General features: G+C 67.8%; 15 protein-coding genes. 7 read left to right on the top strand and 8 right to left on the bottom strand.

Going from position 1 to position 18,720, the window contains the following annotated elements:
• Positions 1-41: 41 nt before the first annotated feature.
• Complete coding sequence (locus ACFYMP_RS23695; RefSeq protein WP_388861129.1) at positions 42-2,423, bottom strand: DUF6049 family protein; 2,382 nt, start codon at positions 2,421-2,423, stop codon at positions 42-44.
• A gap of 209 nt (positions 2,424-2,632) precedes the next feature.
• On the opposite strand from ACFYMP_RS23695, the gene ACFYMP_RS23690 reads away from it, so the two are divergent.
• The gene (locus ACFYMP_RS23690) at positions 2,633-4,099 is read left to right on the top strand and encodes a CCA tRNA nucleotidyltransferase (protein WP_388861126.1); all 1,467 of its coding nucleotides are present in this window, start codon (positions 2,633-2,635) and stop codon (positions 4,097-4,099) included.
• A gap of 156 nt (positions 4,100-4,255) precedes the next feature.
• Here ACFYMP_RS23690 and ACFYMP_RS23685 read toward each other — a convergent pair whose 3' ends face one another.
• The 3 genes from ACFYMP_RS23685 to ACFYMP_RS23675 form a co-directional block, all read right to left on the bottom strand.
• Positions 4,256-5,548: an MFS transporter gene (locus ACFYMP_RS23685; protein WP_388861123.1), complete on the bottom strand. Its 1,293-nt coding sequence runs from the start codon at positions 5,546-5,548 to the stop codon at positions 4,256-4,258.
• A 105-nt stretch (positions 5,549-5,653) separates the two neighbouring features.
• Positions 5,654-6,736, bottom strand: a complete 1,083-nt coding sequence (locus ACFYMP_RS23680) for an inositol-3-phosphate synthase (RefSeq protein WP_388861120.1) — start codon at positions 6,734-6,736, stop codon at positions 5,654-5,656.
• Between the two features lie 59 nt (positions 6,737-6,795).
• On the bottom strand, positions 6,796-7,470 hold the full coding sequence (locus tag ACFYMP_RS23675) for a PadR family transcriptional regulator (RefSeq protein ID WP_388861117.1): 675 nt from the start codon (positions 7,468-7,470) through the stop codon (positions 6,796-6,798).
• 361 nt (positions 7,471-7,831) lie between these two features.
• On the opposite strand from ACFYMP_RS23675, the gene ACFYMP_RS23670 reads away from it, so the two are divergent.
• Both ACFYMP_RS23670 and ACFYMP_RS23665 read left to right on the top strand, forming a co-directional pair.
• Positions 7,832-10,531, top strand: coding sequence for a transglycosylase domain-containing protein (locus tag ACFYMP_RS23670; RefSeq protein ID WP_388861115.1), 2,700 nt, complete (start codon positions 7,832-7,834; stop codon positions 10,529-10,531).
• A gap of 205 nt (positions 10,532-10,736) precedes the next feature.
• Positions 10,737-12,284, top strand: a complete 1,548-nt coding sequence (locus tag ACFYMP_RS23665; RefSeq protein WP_388861112.1) for a glycosyltransferase family 87 protein — start codon at positions 10,737-10,739, stop codon at positions 12,282-12,284.
• 95 nt (positions 12,285-12,379) lie between these two features.
• Here ACFYMP_RS23665 and ACFYMP_RS23660 read toward each other — a convergent pair whose 3' ends face one another.
• The 3 genes from ACFYMP_RS23660 to ACFYMP_RS23650 form a co-directional block, all read right to left on the bottom strand.
• Positions 12,380-13,411, bottom strand: coding sequence for an alanine racemase (locus tag ACFYMP_RS23660; protein ID WP_388861109.1), 1,032 nt, complete (start codon positions 13,409-13,411; stop codon positions 12,380-12,382).
• Positions 13,412-13,487: 76 nt separating this feature from the next.
• Entirely contained in the window at positions 13,488-14,609 is a 1,122-nt protein-coding gene (locus ACFYMP_RS23655) for a lipid II:glycine glycyltransferase FemX (RefSeq protein WP_388861106.1), read from the bottom strand.
• A gap of 113 nt (positions 14,610-14,722) precedes the next feature.
• Positions 14,723-15,049, bottom strand: a complete 327-nt coding sequence (locus ACFYMP_RS23650; protein ID WP_388861103.1) for a hypothetical protein — start codon at positions 15,047-15,049, stop codon at positions 14,723-14,725.
• 274 nt (positions 15,050-15,323) lie between these two features.
• Here ACFYMP_RS23650 and rpsF point away from each other — a divergent pair, with 274 nt between their 5' ends.
• The 4 genes from rpsF (at position 15,324) to rplI (ending at position 17,035) form a co-directional block, all read left to right on the top strand.
• On the top strand, positions 15,324-15,614 hold the full coding sequence (rpsF, locus tag ACFYMP_RS23645; protein WP_104787430.1) for a 30S ribosomal protein S6: 291 nt from the start codon (positions 15,324-15,326) through the stop codon (positions 15,612-15,614).
• 77 nt (positions 15,615-15,691) lie between these two features.
• Complete coding sequence (locus tag ACFYMP_RS23640) at positions 15,692-16,288, top strand: single-stranded DNA-binding protein (protein WP_388861099.1); 597 nt, start codon at positions 15,692-15,694, stop codon at positions 16,286-16,288.
• 45 nt (positions 16,289-16,333) lie between these two features.
• Positions 16,334-16,570 (top strand): 30S ribosomal protein S18, encoded by a 237-nt coding sequence (rpsR, locus tag ACFYMP_RS23635; RefSeq protein ID WP_008746874.1) that lies wholly within the window; start codon positions 16,334-16,336, stop codon positions 16,568-16,570.
• Between the two features lie 18 nt (positions 16,571-16,588).
• Positions 16,589-17,035 carry a 50S ribosomal protein L9 gene (rplI, locus tag ACFYMP_RS23630; protein ID WP_388861095.1) on the top strand — a complete coding sequence of 149 codons (447 nt, stop codon included), beginning with the start codon at positions 16,589-16,591 and terminating at the stop codon, positions 17,033-17,035.
• 201 nt (positions 17,036-17,236) lie between these two features.
• On the opposite strand, the gene ACFYMP_RS23625 is transcribed toward rplI, so the two are convergent.
• Positions 17,237-18,574 carry an MATE family efflux transporter gene (locus ACFYMP_RS23625; RefSeq protein WP_388861092.1) on the bottom strand — a complete coding sequence of 446 codons (1,338 nt, stop codon included), beginning with the start codon at positions 18,572-18,574 and terminating at the stop codon, positions 17,237-17,239.
• Between the last annotated feature and the right edge of the window lie 146 nt (positions 18,575-18,720).

Below are 18,720 nucleotides of genomic sequence, written 5' to 3'. Positions count from 1 at the left end.
CCCCACCTCATCGTCCCCGGGCCCACGGGCCACGACATTGCTCAGCGGTCCACTCTCTCACCCGCGCCGGACGGCTCACTGCTTTCGGTTCCGGTGTCGGTACCGGCCGCGCCGTCCTTCTGCCGCCCCGCGTCCGCACCGTCACCGCCGGCCGGTGGGTCGCTCCCGGCGTCGCCCTCCGGCCCGTCACCCTCGGAGGGCGCGGGGGCGTCACCGTTGTGCGGACCGTCTCCCCGCGAAGCCCGCTTGCGCTGGGTGTACATGCGCAGGCCCGCGAGGACGAGCAGCAGGACACCCCCCGCGATCACGAGCATCACGGTGGAGGTGATCTCCGTCGCGTCGACCGCGAACTCGACGGGTTCCCCGTAGGGCCTGCCGTCAGCCGTGTAGAGCTGAGCCTTCACCGGCACGGGACCGTTGGCGTTGATGGTCGTGGTGAACTTCACCGTCTGGCTGTGCCCACCGGAGATCTTGATCGGCCGCTCCTGGAAGGGACTGTCGCCGATCTTGAGGCGGGTCGGTTTCGTCGAGGTCAGCCGCAAGGTCAGGTTCTGGACGTCCTGCACCAGATTGTTCTGCACCGTGACCGGGATGGTCGCGCTGCGCCCGGACAGCTTCGCGTCGGTCTTGTCGATCAGCTGTACCTGGCTGGTGAGGTTGGTGAGGTAGTTGCGTACGTCGGTCCGGTACGTCGCGGCCTCGGCGGGCCGGCCCCGCCACGTGGTCGACAGACCGCGCTCGATAGCCCGGCCGAACGGGGTGGCGACCCGCGAGGGCTCGCTGAGGATGGCCTCGAAGTCGGTGAGACGTTGCTCGGTACCGCGCAGTGACTCGAAGGCCGTTCGGGGCAACTCCTGCTTCCGCAGCGACTTCGGATACGCCGAGGCCGAGGGGATACGCGTGCTGGCGTCCGGGTCGGCCTTGGCCTTCGCCGCCTGATCGAGGTCCTGAGGCAGGGACCAGCGACCGTCCTCCAAGGCGTGCAGGGCGTTCGCCATGGTCTGCGCCTGGCTGGCCGTGGGCATCCGCTGCGGGGCGACGACGACGGTCCGTTGCCGCTCCTCGTCCTGGCGGGTCAGCGTGAGGCTCTGGGCCAGGAACTTCTGCGTCGCGAGCGTCGCGTTCTCGGCGGAGGTCATATCGCCCTGGAACGCGGTCGACAGCCGGGCGTCCGCGACGACCGCGGTGACCCCCCGGCCGATCGGCCTGGTGGCGGAGGGGGTGTACGGGAGGTAGCCGCGCTCTTGAAGGCTGTCGCTGCGGGCGATCACCTTGTTCGCGCCGGCCGAGGTCGCCACGTCCACGACGGAGCGGTCGATCGCCCCGTCGACCGGCCAGGCGAAGTCGGTGCTCGGCCTCACGTGGAGGATCGAGTCGACCGCGTCGGCGGCGACCTCCGTGGCGTCCTTGTAGGAGCCGAGTGTCCCGGGGACGCTCTTGCCGTGGTGGGCGATGGAGGCGATGTCGGGGTCGGCGAAGGGCAGGGAAACGATCTTCTTGCCCGCGACGGCCTTGCTCAGCTCGTTGAGCCATGTCGTCGCGGCGTCCCGGTTCTTCTTCGCCCCGGGGACGGTCTCGTCGCCCTGGCTGGGGAGCCGGTAGCCGTCGTGCATCGCGTCGACGGAGGCGAGCAGATCCGGGTCGATGACCCAGGTGATGTCGAGTTCCTTGCCGAGCGCGACCATTCGCTCCAGCCGACCGCCCGGGGAGATCTCCTTGGCCAGTTCGTCGTCGTCGAAGACGCGCGTCTGCTTCAGGTCCGGCGCGGTGCGCGCGGTCACGTGCGACGAGGAGATCAGCGGCCACAGATACGTCGTACGGGACTGGCGCTCCGTGGGCTCCGTCTGCCAGGGCAGGAAGGTCCGCTGGATGCCGAGGACCTGATCCTGCCACGGCACCGCCGCCGTACGGCCGTCCAGGGTGACCGAGAGCTGGTAGACGCCGTCCGAGCTCAGCTGCAGGTCTTCCGCCGGCACCGAGATGCTGAACTCACGACGGGCCCCGGCGGCGAGCCGCTCGTACTTCTCCGTGTACTTTCCGTCAATCTCCGTGCCGTCGGCGCCCGGGAGGTACCCGGTGCGTTGGGCGGCATTGTCGATCGCCGTACGGCCGTCGAGGAGCGGGCCCGTACGCAGTGCCACATGGGCGTCGGAGATGGCCTGCTTGCTCTTGTTGGTGACCGTCCCCGTGACCGTCACGGTGTCGTCCGGCGCGGGGGCCTGCGGGGTGAGGGTGTTGAGGGACACATCGACGGTGCGGGAACCGGTGGGCTCCGCCGCGGCCGGAGCGCCGGCGGCGTGCGCCGCGGGTACCTGCGCCGCGAGACTCAGCAGGGGGACCGCGAGGACCACGGCTGCCGCCTGCCGGAGCCAGCGGCGAGCAGGTGAGGGACGTGTCCCGTGGAATTCTGCCGCCTCGGCCACGCGTTCGCCCGTCCCTCGTCGTCGTCAGTCGTCAGTGGTCGGTGGTTGTCGCATCCTGCGTCCACGCATGGTAACGATGCCCACTGTGGCGAAGTGCCGCGGAGTGGGTCACAAGATCGCTGGTGCCACTCCGGGTTCGGCTGCCGCGTCCTGCGTGCGCTCACGCACGGTTCGGTTCCGCCAGGCGCGGCCACGTACCCTTTCTTGTTGTGCCGAACGCCAATGATGACAACACCAGTGCCCTGAGCCAGGTGCAGCAGCGCGCTGTCAGCGAACTGCTGCGCGTATCGCCTGTCGCGGACGAACTCGCCCGCCGCTTCGAGGAGGCCGGGTTCACACTGGCGCTGGTCGGTGGTTCGGTTCGGGACGCGCTGCTCGGGCGACTGGGAAACGACCTCGACTTCACCACGGACGCCCGGCCCCAGGACGTCCTGACTATCGTCCGCCCCTGGGCCGACGCGGTCTGGGAGGTGGGGATCGCCTTCGGCACGGTCGGCTGCCGGAAGGACACCCGTACCGCGGATCTCGAGCAGAGCTTCCAGATCGAGATCACGACCTACCGCTCCGAGGCGTACGACCGCAGCTCGCGCAAGCCCGAGGTGTCCTACGGCGAGTCCATCGAGGAGGATCTGGTCCGCAGGGACTTCACGGTCAACGCCATGGCGGTCGCCCTTCCCGAGAAGCGCTTCATCGACCCGCACGGAGGACTGGACGACCTCGCCGCGCGGGTCCTGAGGACGCCGGGGACTCCCGAGGAGTCGTTCTCCGACGACCCGCTGCGCATGATGCGGGCCGCTCGATTCGCGGCACAGCTGGACTTCGTGATCGCTCCCGAGGTGCTCGCGGCGATGACCGCGATGGCCGGGCGGATCGAGATCGTGTCCGCCGAGCGGATCCGGGACGAGCTGAACAAGCTGTTGCTGTCCGAGCACTCGGTCAACGGGCTCCGCCTGCTCGTCGAGACGGGCCTGGCCGATCGAGTGCTGCCCGAGCTTCCGGCGCTGCGCCTGGAGAGCGATGAGCACCACCGGCACAAGGACGTCTACGAGCACTCCTTGACGGTGCTGGAGCAGGCCATCGATCTGGAAGAGGAAGGTCCCGACCTGACGCTGCGGATCGCGGCTCTCCTCCACGACATCGGGAAGCCGAGGACTCGGCGCTTCGAGAAGGACGGAAGGGTCTCGTTCCACCACCACGAAGTGGTGGGCGCCAAGATGGTGAAGAAGCGCATGACGGCGCTCAAGTACTCGAACGACCTCGTGAAGGACGTCTCCCGGCTCGTGGAGCTGCACCTGCGGTTCCACGGTTACGGCACCGGGGAATGGACGGACTCCGCCGTGCGCCGGTACGTCCGGGACGCCGGCCCGCTTCTGGAGCGGCTGCACAAGCTGACCCGTTCGGACTGCACGACGCGCAATAAGCGCAAGGCCCAGGCTCTTTCCCGCGCCTATGACGGGCTGGAGGAACGCATCGCGCGTCTCCAGGAGGAGGAAGAGCTCGACTCCATCCGCCCCGATCTCGACGGCAACGAGATCATGCGACTCCTCGACGTGGGGCCGGGTCCGGTGATCGGCCGGGCCTACCAGTTCCTGCTGGAGCTTCGGCTGGAGAACGGCCCGCTGGGCAAGGAAGCAGCGGGGACGGCGCTCAAGGAGTGGTGGGCTCAGCAGGCATAGGTGTATGTGCTGCTTACGTGCGACAGCACGGCAGACGGGCCTTCTCGCGGAAATCGCGATGTTTCACGTGAAACATCGCGATTTCCTGCCGCTCGGGGCGTCCGCGGCACTCCGGGTGGATGTTTCACGTGAAACATCCACCGGACCGGCGTCAGTTCACGTGGTGCGGCCGGCTACCCCGGCCCTGGGGCTGCGCCTGCCGCCCGTGAGTACCGCTACGGCAACGTAGACGAGAGCCACACCGAGTACGAGGGGGACGGAACGCCCGTCCTCGGGGAGTACGAGGGCCGAGAGCGCGGCGGCGCCCACGAAGGCGATGTTGAAGAGCACGTCGTAGACGGAGAAGACCCGCCCCCGGAAGCGATCCGTCACCTGCGCCTGCACGACGGTGTCCGTCGCGATCTTCGCCCCCTGGGTCACCACCCCCAGGACGACAGCGGCGGCCATCATCGGCCCGCGGGCGAAGGGAAGACCCAGGGCGGGTACCAGGACCGCGGCGGCCCCCGCACACGCGGTGATCCAGCCGGAGGCGCCGAAACGTCGTGTGGCCCACGGTGTGATCAGGGCGGCGACGAAGAAGCCGGCCCCCGAGAGCCCCACGGCCACACCGAGCAGCGCGAGCCCCTGTTCCTCCGTGGTGGACCAGGCGTAGCGGCACAGCATCAGCACGGTCACGGTGAGCGCGCCGTAGCAGAACCGCAGGAGCGCCATCCCGGCCAGTGCGCGTGCGGCCGGACGCCGGACAGGCTCGGCGAGGTGCCGGATCCCTGAGACCAAGCCGCGTGCCGCCGCACTCAGGGCTTCGCCCACTGAGCCGGTACCCACGCCCCGCGCTTCCGGGCCCAGCAGATCCACCGGGATGCGCAGGGTGGTGAGGGCCGAAGCGAGGTAGAGGAGTGCCCCGAGCAGCAGTACCGCGGCATCCGAGTCCCAGCCGCCGATCCGGACGATCAGGGCGAGGCCGCCGCCCGCGGTCGCGGCCAGTGTTCCCGCGGTCGGAGACAAGGCGTTGGCGACCACGAGCCGCTCGCCGTCGACCACGCGGGGAAGTGCGGCCGAAAGGCCCGCCAGCACGAAGCGGTTCACGGCTGTCACGCACAGAGCTGCGACATAGAAGAGCCAGTCAGGGGTGTGCGCGAGGATCAGCAGGGCCGTGGCCGCGGTGAGCAGGACACGGAGCAGGTTGCCGAAGAGGAAGACCTGTCGGCGGCGCCAGCGGTCGAGAAACACCCCCGCGAACGGCCCGATCAGCGAGTACGGCAGGAGCAGGACGGCCATGGCCGAGGCGATCTCTCCGGCGGTGGCCTGCTTCTCGGGTGAGAAGACCACATAGGTCGCCAGTCCCACCTGGAAGACGCCGTCCGCGGCCTGCGACAGCAGGCGGACGGTCAGCAGATGACGGAAGTCCCTCAGCCGCAGGAGGGTGCGCAGATCAGGGACGACAGCCATGCGGCACAGCTTCACATGCCGAGAGGGCCCCGGGGCAGGCAGCCCCGGGGCCCTCTCCTTCGACGTCGGTTCAGCACGACCTCAGCCGTGCGACGGACGGGAAGGTCAGCGCTCGACCTCGCCGGCGATGAACTTCTCGACGTTCGTGCGCGCCTCGTCGTCGAAGTACTGCACGGGCGGGGACTTCATGAAGTAGCTGCTCGCGGAGAGCACGGGACCACCGATGCCGCGGTCCTTGGCGATCTTCGCCGCGCGGACGGCGTCGATGATGACACCGGCCGAGTTCGGGGAGTCCCAGACCTCCAGCTTGTACTCCAGGTTCAGCGGGACGTCGCCGAACGCGCGACCCTCAAGGCGGACGTAGGCCCACTTGCGGTCGTCGAGCCACTGGACGTAGTCCGAGGGGCCGATGTGCACGTTCTTCGCGCCCAGGTCCCGGTCGGGGATCTGGGAGGTCACGGCCTGCGTCTTGGAGATCTTCTTCGACTCCAGGCGCTCGCGCTCAAGCATGTTCTTGAAGTCCATGTTGCCGCCGACGTTCAGCTGCATCGTGCGGTCCAGGACGACACCGCGGTCCTCGAACAGCTTCGCCATGACCCGGTGCGTGATGGTCGCGCCGACCTGCGACTTGATGTCGTCACCGACGATCGGCACGCCGGCCTCGGTGAACTTGTCCGCCCACTCCTTGGTGCCCGCGATGAAGACGGGGAGAGCGTTGACGAAGGCGACCTTGGCGTCGATGGCGCACTGGGCGTAGTACTTCGCGGCGTCCTCGGAACCGACCGGCAGGTAGCAGACCAGAACGTCGACCTGCTTGTCCTTGAGGGTCTGGACGATGTCGACCGGGGTGGCGTCGGACTCCTCGATGGTCTCCCGGTAGTACTTGCCGAGACCGTCGAGGGTGTGGCCGCGCTGGACGGTGATGCCGGAGTTCGGCACGTCGCAGATCTTGATGGTGTTGTTCTCGCTGGCGCCGATGGCGTCCGCGAGGTCGAGACCGACCTTCTTGGCGTCCACGTCGAAGGCGGCGACGAACTCGATGTCCTTGACGTGGTAGTCGCCGAACTGGACGTGCATCAGACCCGGGACCTTGCTCTCCGGGTCGGCGTCCTTGTAGTACTCGACGCCCTGCACCAGCGAGGCGGCGCAGTTGCCCACGCCGACGATGGCTACGCGAACCGAACCCATTCCGGTTGCTCCCTGTGTGATCTCAGTGTCCGATGAGGTGTCCGCGGTGCTGCGGATCCTCAGGTGGCGGGCTTGCCGGGCGAATCCGGTCGGGAATCGCTTCCCGGCCGGGGCAGATCGCCCGGCTCTCCCTTGTGCTGCTCCGAGCCCTCCGGCATCGGGGGCCGCTGGTCGCGACCCGCACGTTCGCTCTCGATGAGCTCGTTCAGCCAGCGCACCTCGCGCTCCACCGATTCCATTCCGTGTCGCTGGAGCTCAAGGGTGTAGTCGTCGAGACGCTCCCGGGTACGCGCCAAAGAGGCGCGCATCTTCTCCAGGCGTTCCTCCAGACGGCTGCGCCGGCCCTCCAGGACGCGCATCCGCACATCGCGCGAGGTCTGCCCGAAGAAGGCGAACCGGGCGGCGAAGTGCTCGTCCTCGTAGGCGTCGGGGCCGGTCTGTGCGAGCAACTCCTCGAAGTGCTCCTTACCTTCCGCCGTCAGCCGGTAGACGATCTTGGCACGTCGTCCGGAGAGCGGGGCCGTCGGTGGGTCCCCCGGGGCCGCGGCCGACTCCTCGACCAACCAGCCCTGGGCCACCAGCGTCTTGAGGCAGGGGTAAAGGGTTCCGTAGCTGAAGGCCCGGAACACACCCAGCGACGTATTGAGCCGTTTACGCAGTTCATAGCCGTGCATGGGCGACTCGCGCAGCAGACCGAGGACAGCGAACTCGAGGATGCCGGAACGTCGGCTCATCCTCTCCTCCTCTGTGGTCGCGGGTCTTTATGCCGTGCTGATGTATCGACTCGATACATCAGCACGATAGGGCGGCAGTACGGCGACGACAAGTGGTGCAGGGGTGACCGGCGTCACATCACTGATTCGCAGCATGCAAGTTGCCTGTTTTGGGGTGAACTTCAGACGGAGGATGTTTGAGCGGTGCGTAGTCTGGGCGGCATGCAGTCCACCGGGAACCAAGAGGCGCCCGGGAACGTCGTCGTCCCAGACGTAGTGCGTGCGGAACCGGTGCCGGACGCCGCACTACTTCGGGGGAACCGCACACCAGCCGCCGTTTCCAGGCGCGCTAGCCTGCGCCTGCCCGAGGAGTAGTCGTTCGATGAGCGAGCACCGTCGCAAACCGCCGCAGCCGCAGGGCGGCGGACGGGCCGCGGCCCGACGCGCCCGTTCCGGGGCGTCCGGTCATCGCGCCGCACCGTCTGATAACGCCGGGGCCGCCGCGTCCCACAGCCCCGGACACCGGGACCAACCGGCTTTCGCCAGCCGGGCCGAGGCCCGGAGAGCCGGTCAGCTCGGGGGGCGTCGACGCGCGCCGGACGGTGGAGGGGGCCATGGCCCGGGTGGCGGCAGGCGGGGTGGCCCGCCGAAGAAGAAGTTCATCGACTACCCGCGTGCGGGGAAGGCCGGTGCGGGGCGCTGGATTCCCTCCTGGCGCCTGGTCACGAGCATGCTCATCGCCTTCTTCGGTGGACTGGTCGCCGTGGCCGGCATCTCCTACGCCTTGGTGGACGTGCCGGACGTCGCCCTGTCCGCACGGGCGCAGAACAACGTCTACTACTGGTCCGACGGCTCGGAAATGATCGCCACGGGTGGCGAGCAGAGCGTGAACCGGCAGATCGTCACCGGTTCGCAGATCCCGAAGTCCATGCGGTACGCGGTGATCTCGGCGGAGAACAAGACCTTCGAGACGGACAGCGGCGTCGACCCGATGGGTATCGCGCGAGCCGTCGTCAACATGGCCAAGGGCGGTCAGACCCAGGGTGGTTCGACCATCACCCAGCAGTACGTGAAGAACGCGGTGCTGGACGACCAGAACCAGACCCTGAGCCGCAAGTTCAAGGAACTGTTCATCTCGATCAAGGTCGGCGCCACGGTCGACAAGGACGACATCATGGAGGGGTACCTGAACACCGCGTTCTACGGACGCGGTGCCTACGGTATTCAGGCCGCCTCCCGCGCGTACTTCGACAAGGACGCGATAAAGCTCAACCCCAGCGAGTCCGCCTTCCTGGCCTCCCTCCTCAAGGGACCCACCTATTACGACCCCGCCGGTGTGGCGGGCTCCAACGATCCGACCAACACCACGAGTGCCGCGAACACCGCGCGCATCACGAAGCGCTGGAAATGGATTCTGGACGAGGAGGTGAACGACGGTCACCTCGCCAAGTCTGTGCGGGACAAGTACCAGTCCCTCCCCAAGACCAAGAACCCTCGGTCGAACAGTCAGCTGGGTGGGCAGGTCGGTTATCTGGTCGACCTCGCCAAGGGCTGGGTCACGAGCCACAGCGACCAGACCGGTATCACCCCGAACATGCTCCAGCAGGGCGGGTACCGCATCTACACCACCTTCGACAAGAAGAGGATGAAAGAGCTGACTCGTGCGGTGGAGAAGGTCCAGAAGGCGAACATCAACCCGAAGCTGCGTCCGGAGAAGGACACTCACGTGCAGTTCGGTGGCGCCTCCGTCGACCCCAAGTCCGGCGCGATCATCGCCATTTACGGGGGAAGGGACGCGACGCAGCACTACACCAACAACGCGGACGTGACCGGCGCCCAGGTGGGTTCGACCTTCAAGCCCTTCGTCCTCGCGGCGGCGATGCAGGACGGGAAGCGCGATCCGAAACTGCCCGAAACGCAGACCGAGGCTCAGCGCACCCGGATCTCACCGATGAGTATCTACAGCGGCAAGAACAAGCTGAAGATCAAGAAGTACGACGGCTCCGTGTGGACCGACAAGAAGGGCAACGAGTGGCGTCAGACCAATGACGGAGGCGAGGACTACCATCCGGAGAACCACTACCAGCTGACCCTCCGCGAGGCCATGCAGTGGTCGGTGAACTCGGCCTACGTGCAACTGGGTATGGACGTCGGTCTCGACAAGGTGAAGAACGCGGCCATCGCCGCCGGCATCGAGGACCGCGAAGGCATCTACGCCAGCAACAACTATCCTTCGTTCTCCCTTGGGACCTCGTCGCCGAGCGCGATCCGGATGGCCGGGGCATATGGAACCTTCGCGAACAGCGGTCTGCAGAACGACCCCTACTCGGTCACCAAGATCGAGGACGAGAAGGGCGTGAAGTTCAAGCACAAAGCGGCTGCCAAGCGCGCGTTCGAGCCCGAGGTCGCCGACAACGTGACCGACGTCCTCAAGAACGTCGTCGAAAAGGGAACGGGTACAGCGGCCAAGCTCGACGACCGGCCTGCCGCCGGTAAGACCGGCACCACGGACGGCAACAAGTCCGCCTGGTTCGTCGGCTACACCCCGCAACTGTCCACAGCGATCAGCATGTTCCGCTTGGACGACAACGAGAAGAACAAGACGCGCAAGTTCGAGGAGATGTACGGGACCGGAGGCCAGAAGCAGATTCACGGCGCCTCGTTCCCGTCCGAGATCTGGCACGACTACATGACGCAGGCGCTCGCCGACACCGAGGTCGAGAACTTCCCGGCCGCCAAGCCCATCGGTGAGATCGTCAAGACGGTGGCCACCCCGCCGCCGCCCCCGTCGGCGCCGCCCTCTCCCTCGTCGACCCCGAGCGGGTCGCCCTCTGCCTCGCATTCGCCTTCCACGCCTCCGCCCTCGCCATCCACCCCTCCGGCGTCGCCGACCGAGAGTTGCAAGCCCTTCGACTTCAACTGTCACAGCGACGGCGGTAACGAAGGCGGTGACCAGGGAGGCGACCAGGGGGCCGACGGTGGCCAAGAGCCGCCTCCCTCGGAGACGCCGACGACGCCCCAGCCCCCCGGTCAGGAGGACCCCGGGGGCGGGGAGAACGGGTGGAATCCCTTCGGGGACTGAGCGTCCCGGGCTTCTTCGCGTGACGACGTGATGTCGGCGAAGCCGGACAGAGGCGAATGTTTCACGTGAAACACGGACGATGTTTCACGTGAAACCACAGGCCGCCGCACCTGAGGTGCGGCGGCCTTCCCGTGGGGTGCCCGGTCGGGCCTCTCGGCGGCTTCAGGACCGGGTCAGAGCCGTGGGCCCGTGGACGTACGGCAGGATGGCCGCCATGACGAGTACGCGCGTGCAGCAGCCCGATCCGGTGCGCCCCACGCAGGAGGACGGGATTGCCGCCAAGGGGAGCGAACTGATCGGCGGCCCGGTCGGGAGACGTGCCCTGCTGGGTGCGTCCTGGTGGACGCCGGTCCGCGTAGTCGCCCTGGTGGCCATCGGGATGTTCGCACTCGGGATGGTCCAGAAGATCCCCTGCTACGACGGCGGCTGGTTCTTCGGAGCCAATGCCCAGTACACGCACGCCTGCTACTCGGACATTCCCCATCTGTTCCAGGGGCGGGGCTTCGCCGACGGACTGGTTCCGTACTTCGACCAGCTCCCCGGCGACATGAAGTACCTGGAGTACCCCGTCCTGACCGGCGTCTTCATGGAGGTCGCCTCCTGGCTCACACCCGGCGGCGCGGACCTCGTCCACCGTGAGCAGGTCTACTGGCTGGTCAACGCCGGAATGCTCATGATCTGCGCTGTGGTCGTCGCGGTCTGCGCGACTCGTACCCACCGTCGCCGTCCCTGGGACGGCCTCTTGGTGGCCCTGGCGCCGGCGGCCGCGCTCACCGCCACGATCAACTGGGACCTGCTCGCCGTGGCGCTTACGGCGGCCGCGATGCTCATGTGGTCCCGGGGCCGGGCACTCGCCTTCGGCGTGCTCCTCGGGCTGGCCACGGCAGCCAAGCTCTACCCCTTCCTGCTGCTCGGGCCGCTGGTCGTCCTGTGCTGGCGAGCGGCCAAGTGGCGCGCACTCGCCCTCGCGGTCGCAGGAGCAGCCGGCGCGTGGCTCGTGGTGAACCTTCCCGTGATGCTCCTCGCCCCCGAGGGCTGGGCGAAGTTCTACACCTTCAGCCAGGAGCGAGGTGTCGACTTCGGCTCCTTCTGGCTGGTCCTCTCCCAGCGTATGGACAACCCGCTCGGCATCGACACGGTCAACTCCCTCGCGACGGGGCTCATGCTCCTGGCCTGCCTGGCGCTAGCCGTGCTCACCCTGCGGGCGCCGAGGCGGCCCCGCTTCGCCCAGCTGGCCTTCCTCGTCGTCGCCGCCTTCATTCTGACCAACAAGGTCTACTCGCCGCAGTACGTCCTGTGGCTGGTGCCGCTCGCCGCGCTGGCCCGGCCGCGCTGGCGGGACTTCCTGATCTGGCAGGCCGGCGAGGTGCTCTACTACCTGGGCATCTGGCTGTACCTCGCGTACACCACCGGTGGGAAGAACGCGATGGGCCTGCCCGCCGAGGGCTACCATCTCGCCATCGGCTGCCACCTCCTGGCGACGCTCTACCTGTGCGCGATCGTCGTGCGCGACATCCTGATGCCCGAGCGGGACGTCGTACGGCTGGCAGGCGAGGACGATCCCTCCGGAGGGGTGCTCGACGGGGCCCCTGACGTCCACGTCTTCGGTTACGCCGGTGAGACGGAGCCCTACGGCGACGAGCACCACGGCCCGTACGTCGACTGGGGTCACGCCCGGCAGAAGCAGGAGACGGGCGTCGAGGAGGGGCACGGGCAAAGCGGCGAGGAGCCGGGGCCGGTCGGGCGCCCCTAGAGAACCACCGGAGACGCGTGCGCGTCACGCCCCACGACGGCGGGCGACGACACCTGGGGAGGTCTCGTCGCCCGCCGCTGCGGCTGCACGGATCGTCAGTGGTCGACGAGCCGGTCGAACTGCGTCGTCGTGTTCCGCAGATGAGCCACGAGCTCCTCGCCGACCCTGGGCTCGGGGGCGTCGGACGGCACGAACAGGATCGACACCTGCATGTGCGGCGGTTCGGCGAACCAGCGCTGCTTCCCACCGGACACGAACGGGGAGAGATTGCGGTTCACCGTGGCGAGTCCGGCCCTGGCCACGCCCTTGGCCCGCGGCATCACGCCGTGCAGCGCCTTGGGGGCCTCCAGCCCGACGCCGTGCGAGGTGCCCCCCGCGACGACCACGAGCCAGCCGTCGGAGGCGACCTTCTGCTGCCGGTAGCCGAACCGGTCCCCCTTGGACACCGGGGTGACGTCGAGGATCGCGCCACGGTACTGCGTCGCCTCGTGGTCCCCGAGCCACAGCCGGGTGCCGATACGGGCCCTGAACCGGGTCTGCGGGAACTGCTGGCGCAGCCGCGCGAGTTCGTCGGCCTTGAGGTGGCTGACGAACATCGTGTGCAGCGGTAGCCGGGCGGAGCGCAGCCGGTCCATCCAGGCGATGACCTCCTCGACCGCGTCCGTCCCGTCCGTACGGTCCAGCGGCAGGTGGATCGCGAAGCCCTCAAGGCGTACGTCGTCGATCGCGCCGTGCAGCATCGGCAGATCCTGCTCGGTCACCCCGTGCCGCTTCATCGAGGACATGACCTCGATGACGACCCGGGCGCCCACGAGAGCGCGCACCCCGTCCACCGAGGAGACGGAGCGCACGACGCGGTCGGGCAGGGGCACCGGTTCCTCGCCCCGCCGGAACGGGGTGAGGACCAGCAGGTCACCGCTGAACCAGTCCTTGATCCGGGCGGCCTCGTACGTGGTGCCGACGGCGAGGATGTCGGAGCCGAAGCGGGTCGCCTCCTCGGCGAGCCGCTCGTGGCCGAAGCCGTAGCCGTTGCCCTTGCAGACCGGGACGATGTCCGGGAACTGCTCCAGCACGTGCTTGTGGTGTGCCCGCCAGCGCGCGGTGTCGACATAGAGCGTGAGCGCCATGGCCGGTCCCGGAACCTTTCTTGTGGCTGCGGTGAAGCAGGGAGAGGGGTACAGCGAGTGTGACGGGTCCGGCGGATCAGCGCCGGGACATGTAGATGTCGAGAGCCTTGTGCAGCAGCTTGTTCAGCGGGAAGTCCCACTCTCCGAGGTATTCGGCCGCCTCGCCACCGGTACCCACCTTGAACTGGATGAGACCGAAGAGATGGTCGTTCTCGTCCAGGGAGTCGCTGATGCCCCGAAGGTCGTAGACGCTCGCACCGAGCGCGTAGGAGTCCCGGAGCATGCGCCACTGCATGGCGTTGGAGGGCCTGACCTCACGGCCGATGTTGTCGGAGGCGCCGTAGGAGTACCAGACGTGGCCGCCGACCACGAGCATGGTGGCCGCGGACAGGTTCACCCCGTTGTGCCGGGCGAAGTACAGACGCATCCGGTTGGGGTCCTCGGAGTTCAGCGCCGACCACATGCGCTCGAAGTACGAGAGCGGACGCGGGCGGAACTTGTCGCGCACGGCCGTGATCTCGTACAACCGCTGCCACTCCGGCAGGTCGTGGTAACCGCCCTGGACGACCTCGACGCCGGCCTTCTCGGCCTTCTTGATGTTGCGGCGCCAGAGCTGGTTGAAGCCCTTGTGGACGTCCTCCAGAGAGCGGTTGGCCAGCGGGACCTGGAACACGTACCGCGGCTGGACGTCGCCGAAGCCCGCGCCACCGTCCTCACCCTGCTGCCAGCCCATCCGGCGCAGCTTGTCCGCCACCTCGAACGCGCGCGGTTCGATGATGTCCGGCTCGATGTCCCGCAGCCGCTTCACATCGGGGTCCTGGATGCCCTTCTTGATGGAAGGGGACTCCCAGCGGCGGATGACCACCGGCGGGCCCATCTTCACGGAGAAGGCGCCCTGGCTCTTGAGGTGGGCCAGCATCGGCTGGAGCCACTCCTCCAGATTGGGGGCGTACCAGTTGATGACCGGCCCCTCGGGCAGGTAGGCGAGGTACCGCTTGATCTTCGGCAGCTGCCGGTAGAGGACCAGGCCGACGCCCACCAGATGACCGGTCTTGTCATCGATCCAGCCCAGGCTCTCCGAACGCCATTCCGCCTTCACGTCCGCCCATGCCGGGACCTGCATGTGACTGGCCGCGGGCAGGCTCTGGATGAACGCCAGATGGTGCTCGCGGCTGATGGTCCTCAGGGTCAGGCTCATTCGGGGCGCTCCTCGGGCTGGGCGTGCGGGTTCGTCCGGGTGCTCGGCGTGGAGGGAGGGCCGGGGCTCTGTCCCCTGCGGGGTGCCCGGAGGGACCTTCGGGTTCGGCCCGGTCAGAAGACCCCGCCGAACAGGCCGCCGTGCGCCATGCCGATGAGCAGGCCGACGCCGGCCGCCCCCATGCCGATGACCAGCCCGAAGCGTTCCCGGGTGGTGACCGAGATGTACTGCCCGTAGGCGCCCAGTACGACGCCGACCAGTCCGGCCCAGGAACTCAGCAGATGGAGTCCGTGGAAGAACGAGGTGGCGAAGGCCAGCACGCCCAGGACGAGGGTGGCGACGACGAGCGTGTTCTGGAGGGGGTGGGGCCGGCCGTCGCCGGAGACGAGGGAGTTCGCGGAAGGGGGACGTACAACGGGGGGACGTATTGCCTGTGCCATCGGGCACCTCCGTCGGAAGCTGCGCATAGTAGCGCCGGTCACATCCGTTGTGTACAGATTGCGTCCCCCTGGGCCCGGATTTCAACCGGAAGCGGGTGTGCGGGTACTGTGTACCGTCTGCGCCGGTGTCTGTCTGCCCGCCGAAAACCGCCCCCCACCCGCTTCTCGCTGGTGGATGCCGGTTGTCAGTGGGGGCCAGTACCGTCGCAACGCATGACAACCCTCCTGCCACGGATCGACCGTGGCCGCTGAGTCCAGAGGAGGTGGGTTACATATGCGTCACTACGAGGTGATGGTGATCCTCGACCCCGATCTTGAGGAGCGCGCTGTCTCTCCCCTGATCGAGAACTTCCTGTCTGTCGTCCGCGAGGGCGACGGCAAGGTGGAGAAGGTCGACACCTGGGGCCGTCGTCGTCTGTCGTACGAGATCAAGAAGAAGCCCGAGGGCATCTACTCGGTCATCGACCTCCAGGCCGAGCCTGCGGTCGTCAAGGAGCTCGACCGTCAGATGAACCTGAACGAGTCGGTCCTCCGGACCAAGGTCCTCCGTCCCGAGACCCACTGAGCTCTCCAGCTCAGGGATTCACGGGCTTCGAGTAGCTAGTCAAGCACCCAGAGCTAACCCGCCGAGAGGTACCCCCAATGGCAGGCGAGACCGTCATCACGGTGGTCGGCAATCTTGTCGACGACCCCGAACTGCGCTTCACGCCCTCCGGCGCGGCCGTCGCGAAGTTTCGCGTCGCGTCCACTCCGCGCACCTTCGACCGGCAGACCAACGAGTGGAAGGACGGCGAAAGCCTGTTCCTGACCTGCTCGGTCTGGCGTCAGGCTGCGGAGAACGTCGCCGAGTCGCTCCAGCGCGGCATGCGCGTCATCGTGCAGGGCCGGCTGAAGCAGCGGTCCTACGAGGACCGCGAGGGCGTCAAGCGCACGGTCTACGAGCTGGACGTCGACGAGGTCGGCGCCAGCCTGCGCAGTGCCACGGCCAAGGTCACCAAGACCACGGGCCGGGGCGGCCAGGGCGGGTACGGCGGCGGTAACGGTGGCGGCCAGCAGGGCGGCAGCTGGGGTGGAAACCCCGGCGGCGGCCAGCAGCAGGGTGGCGGCGGAGCTCCCTCCGACGACCCCTGGGCCACCGGCGCTCCCTCCGGCGGCGGTCAGCAGGGTGGCGGCGGTGGCAACTGGGGTGGAAACTCCGGCGGCGGTGCCAGCGGCTACTCGGACGAGCCCCCCTTCTAAAGGGTGGGCGCGACCCCAACTTCTTGATCTAACAGGAGAAACACCATGGCGAAGCCGCCTGTGCGCAAGCCGAAGAAGAAGGTTTGCGCATTCTGCAAGGACAAGGTCACGTACGTTGACTACAAGGACACGAACATGCTGCGGAAGTACATTTCCGACCGCGGCAAGATCCGTGCCCGTCGCGTGACCGGCAACTGCACTCAGCACCAGCGCGATGTCGCCACGGCCGTCAAGAACAGCCGTGAGATGGCGCTGCTGCCCTACACGTCCACCGCGCGATAAGGGAAGGGTGACCGACTAATGAAGATCATCCTCACCCACGAGGTCTCTGGCCTCGGCGGCGCCGGCGATGTCGTCGACGTCAAGGACGGTTACGCTCGCAACTATCTGGTCCCGCGTGGTTTCGCGATCCGCTGGACCAAGGGTGGCGAGAAGGACGTCGCGCAGATCCGTCGTGCTCGCAAGATCCACGAGATCGCGACGATCGAGCAGGCCAACCAGATCAAGACGCAGCTCGAAGGCGTCAAGGTCCGGCTGTCCACGCGCTCCGGCGAGGCCGGTCGCCTCTTCGGTTCCGTCACCCCGGCCGACATCGCCTCGGCGATCAAGGCCGCCGGTGGTCCGGACGTGGACAAGCGCCGCATCGAGCTGGGTTCGCCGATCAAGTCGCTCGGCGCCCACGAGGCGTCCGTGCGTCTGCACCCCGAGGTGGCCGCGAAGGTCAACATCGAGGTCGTCAGCGCCTGAAGGCCGTGTGAGCCTCTGGTACGACTGAGCGTCTGAGCGCCCGGTACGACCGGGAAGGGCCGTACTCCCCGGCGGGAGTGCGGCCCTTCCGCTTGCCTTAATCGTTCGCCCGCAGGCCTGGCGTGGGGGCTCAGCCTGTCTGTGCCCGCTCCTCGATGTTTCACGTGAAACAGAGCTGGATGTTTCACGTGAAACATGGGCTCATCGACTGGCGCCGGTGACGATCCAGCGTCCGGAACGCGAGCGCAGCCACAGGGTGAGGAGGCGCACGACCATCATCAAGGCCATGGCTCCCCACAGAGCCGTCAGCCCGCCGCCCAGATGAGGGACCAGGAGGGCGGCCGGTGTGAACACGGCCAGCGTGATGATCATGGCTCCGGCGAGATAGGGGCCGTCCCCCGCCCCCATGAGGACACCGTCGAGCACGTAGACCACACCGCATACGGGCTGGACCACCGCCACGACCAACAGAGCGGGGAGAGCCGCGTCATGGACGGCGGAGTCGCTCGTGAACAAGGGGATGAACAGAGGCCGGGCAACGACGACGAGCAGGCCGAGAACGATTCCCGAGGCGATTCCCCAGTGCACCATCCTCCGGCAGGCATCCCGTGCGCCCTGGGAATCCTCTGCCCCGAGGTACCGGCCGATGATGGCCTGACCGGCGATCGCGATCGCGTCGAGCGCGAAGGAGAGCAGGCTCCACAGCGACAGGACGATCTGGTGGGCGGCGATGTCCGCGTCTCCCAGTCGTGCGGCCACCGCCGTGGCGATCATCAGGATGGCGCGGAGTGACAGCGTACGGATCAGGAGAGGCGCCCCGGCCCGTGCGCTGGCTCGTATTCCTGCGAGGTCCGGCCTCAGGGAGGCACCGTGCCGTCGTGCTCCACGGACGACCACGACAAGGTAGACGAAGGCCATGGCCCACTGGGCGATCACGGTTCCCCAGGCGGAGCCGGCGATCCCCAGGCCCGCGCCGTAGACAAGGAGCGCGTTGAGCGCGCCGTTCGCGAGGAAGCCGCCAACGGCGACGTACAACGGGGTGCGGGTGTTCTGGAGACCGCGCAGCACTCCGGTGGCGGCGAGCACGATCAGCATGGCCGGGATGCCGAGCGCCGAGATCCGTAGGTAGGTGACGGCGTAGGGCGCGGCGGTTCCGGAGGCGCCGAACAGGTCGACGAGCCAGGGGGCGGCCGGCAGTGCGAAGGCTACGACGAGAACGCCCAGCAGCAGGGCCAGCCAGATGCCGTCCATCCCCTGCCGGATGGCTGAGCCGAGATCTTTCGCACCGACCCGGCGGGATACGGCGGCGGTGGTGGCGTAGGCGAGGAAGACGAAGACGCTCACCGCTGTGGTGAGCAGGGCGGAGGCGACTCCGAGTCCGGCGAGCTGGGGGGTACCGAGGTGGCCCACGATGGCGCTGTCCGCCATCACGAACAGCGGCTCGGCGACCAGCGCGCCGAACGCGGGTACGGCGAGTGCGATGATCTCTCGGTCGTGCCGGCGTCGAGTGGCTCTGGCCGAGCCGGGGGCCTGTGTCATGCGGTCAATCTAATCTTCCACAGGTAATAGATGCAATGCGCTCCTAACCCTTACAGCGGCGCGCGGTTCAACGGAGTGGGCGCGTCTGGTTGCCTGATCTTGGCCCGCCGCGAAAAGTTTTTCTCCTGCACAAGCGGTGGACGGAG

This window comes from Streptomyces sp. NPDC007088, assembly GCF_042869355.1.
GTDB lineage: Bacteria > Actinomycetota > Actinomycetes > Streptomycetales > Streptomycetaceae > Streptomyces.
This window is presented reverse-complemented; position numbering and strand designations above follow the sequence as displayed.